3 protein-coding genes are annotated in these 2,651 nt (G+C 73.6%); 2 read left to right on the forward strand and 1 reads right to left on the reverse strand.

Annotated features, from left to right (window positions below):
* Both B0W88_RS31080 and B0W88_RS31085 read left to right on the forward strand, forming a co-directional pair.
* Nucleotides 1-1,187 (forward strand): helix-turn-helix domain-containing protein (locus B0W88_RS31080; RefSeq protein WP_077038334.1); only part of this gene is annotated, 1,187 nt, incomplete at its 5' end.
* Nucleotides 1,188-1,189: 2 nt separating this feature from the next.
* Entirely contained in the window at nt 1,190-1,732 is a 543-nt protein-coding gene (locus tag B0W88_RS31085; protein WP_077038335.1) for a methylated-DNA--[protein]-cysteine S-methyltransferase, read from the forward strand.
* Here the strand turns inward: B0W88_RS31085 and selD are convergent.
* Nucleotides 1,698-2,651: selenide, water dikinase SelD (selD, locus tag B0W88_RS31090; protein ID WP_077038336.1), on the reverse strand; the 954-nt coding region annotated here is incomplete at its 5' end. The two genes, B0W88_RS31085 and selD, sit on opposite strands and share 35 nt — an antisense overlap.

Genomic DNA, 2,651 nt, shown 5'->3' on the forward strand with positions numbered 1-2,651 from the left:
GCCAGGCCGCGGCCTGGCTCGACGCCTGCGACGACGCCGAGGCCTCGGTCGAGCAACTGGCCGGCGTGATCGGGGTCAGCAGCCGGCACCTGCGGCGCATCTTCCAGGCCGAGCATGGCGTCACGCCGCTGCAGTACCTGCAGACGCGCCGCCTGCTGCTGGCCAAGCAGCTGCTGACCGACAGCGAGCTGCCCGTCACCCAGGTGGCCGAGGCAGCGGGCTTCGCCAGCCTGCGGCGCTTCAATGCCGCCTTCGTCGAACACTACCGGCTGCAGCCGACCGCGCTGCGCAAGGAGGGACGCGCGAGCGAAGGCCCGGCGGCCGTGCTGCGCCTGGCCTACCGGCCGCCCTACGACGTGGACGGCGTGCTGAACTTCCTGCTGCCGCGGGCGGTGCCTGGCGTCGAGCAGGTCGACCTGGCAGGAGCCACGGTCCAGCGGACCCTGACCGTGCAGCACGGCGGCAAGCCTCACCAGGGCTGGCTGCGCGTCGCTTTCGACCGGCCCGGCAGCGTCGGCGTCAGCCTGGCGCCGGCGCTGTGGCCGGCGGTGGCCTCGCTGCTGCCGCTGCTGCGCCGCTGGCTGGACCTGGACGCCGATCCCCAGGGCATCGCGCTGGCGCTGGGCGAGGCAGGCGTGGCCGGCCAACGGCTCCCGGGCTGCACCGACCGCTTCGAGCTGGCGGTGCGGGCGGTGCTGGGCCAGCAGGTCACGGTGGCGGCGGCGCGTACGCTGGCGCATCGCTTCGTCGAGCGCTTCGGGGCTCCGCTGGCCGATGCGCCGCCGGGCGCCGACCGGCTCTTCCCCACGGCGGCACAGATGGCCGACGAAGCACCCGAGCGCATCGCCGAGCTGGGCATCTTCCGCCGCCGCGCCGACAGCATCCTCGAACTGGCCCGCCGCTGGCCGACGCTGGCCTACGCCCAGCAGCGCGGCACGCCCGAAGCCGCTGCCGACGAGCTGTGCAGCCTGCCCGGCATCGGCCCCTGGACGGCGCACTACATGCTGATGCGCGGCTGGAGCTGGCCCGATGCCTTCCCGCCGGGGGATGTGATCCTGCGCCGCTGCCTGTCACCTGACGGTCCGGAGGGTCAGGTCTTGCTGTCGCCCAGGGCCTATCTCGAGGCCGCCGAACGCTACCGGCCCTACCGCAGCTACGCCGTGCTGCATCTCTGGAGAAACGCATGAGCATGACGATCCCGCACCACACCGCCCGCCTGCGCAGCCGCACGCCGCTGGGCTGGGTCACGATCACCCGCAGCGAGCGCGGCCTCTCGGGCCTCTGGTTCGACGGCCAGAAGCACTACCCCGACGAGCTCGACGCCGTGCCTGTGGCCTCGGACGACGCGCTGCTGCAGCGGGCCGCCGCCGCGCTGGCCGGCTACTTCCGCGGCGAAGCGCTGCCGCCCGCGCTGCTGGCGGAGCTGGACCCGCAGGGCACGCCCTTCCAGCAGGAGGTCTGGCGCACGCTGCTGGCCATCGGCCCCGGTGAGGTGGACAGTTATGGGGCGCTGGCGAAACGCATCGGCCGCCCGCGGGCGGTGAGGGCGCTGGGCGCGGCGGTGGGCCGCAACCCGATCTCGATCCTGATCCCCTGCCACCGCGTGCTGGGGGCCTCCGGGGACCTGACGGGTTATGCCGGCGGGCTCGACCGCAAGAAGGCGCTGCTGGCCCTGGAAGGCAAGGAGACGACGGGCATCAGCGAAGCTCCAGCACCGGCTCGCCGGCCCTGACCTCGCCGATCACGGCCGCGCCGGCGAAGCCGTGGCGGGCGAACACGGCCAGCACCTCGTCCACCGCATCGGGCGCGCAGGCCACCAGCAGGCCGCCGCTGGTCTGAGGATCGGTCAGCAGCGCGCGCCGCAGCTCATCGCCCCCGGGCAGGCGCACGTCGGCGCCGTAGCTGTCCCAGTTGCGGCCCGAGGCGCCGGTGACCAGGCCCTGGGCGGCCAGCTCGGCGGCGCCCTCGATCAGCGGCACGCGGGCCCAGTCGATCGTCACCGTGGCCCTGGCGCCTCGGGCCATCTCCAGGCCGTGGCCGGCCAGGCCGAAGCCGGTGACGTCGGTCAGCGCATGCACGCCGTCGATCGCGGCCAGCTCGGGGCCGGGCGTGTTCAGCTTCGTCGTGCAGTCGATCATCCGCGCGTAGCCGGCCGCATCGAGCCGGCCCTTCTTCAGCGCCGCCGAGAGCACGCCCACGCCCAGCGGCTTGCCCAGCACGAGCACGTCGCCGGGCCGCGCGTCGGCATTGCGCTTGATGCGCTTCGGATGCACCAGGCCCAGGGCGACCAGGCCGTAGATCGGCTCCACCGAATCGATCGTGTGGCCGCCGGCGATCGGGATGCCTGCGGCAGCGCAGACCGACTGCCCGCCGGCCAGGATGCGGCCGATCGTCTGCGCGGACAGCACCTTCACCGGCATGCCCACCAGGGCCAGCGCGAGGATGGGCCGGCCGCCCATCGCATAGACGTCGCTGATCGCGTTGGTGGCGGCGATGCGGCCGAAGTCGAAGGGGTCGTCGACGATGGGCATGAAGAAGTCGGTCGTCGCGACCAGCGCCTGCTCGTCGTTCAGCTGGTAGACGGCGGCGTCATCGGCGGTCTCGATGCCCACCAGCAGCTGCGGCGGGATGACGCTGCTGGCGCCGCTGTT

It is taken from the genome of Pelomonas sp. KK5 (assembly GCF_001984095.1).
Lineage (GTDB): Bacteria > Pseudomonadota > Gammaproteobacteria > Burkholderiales > Burkholderiaceae_C > KK5.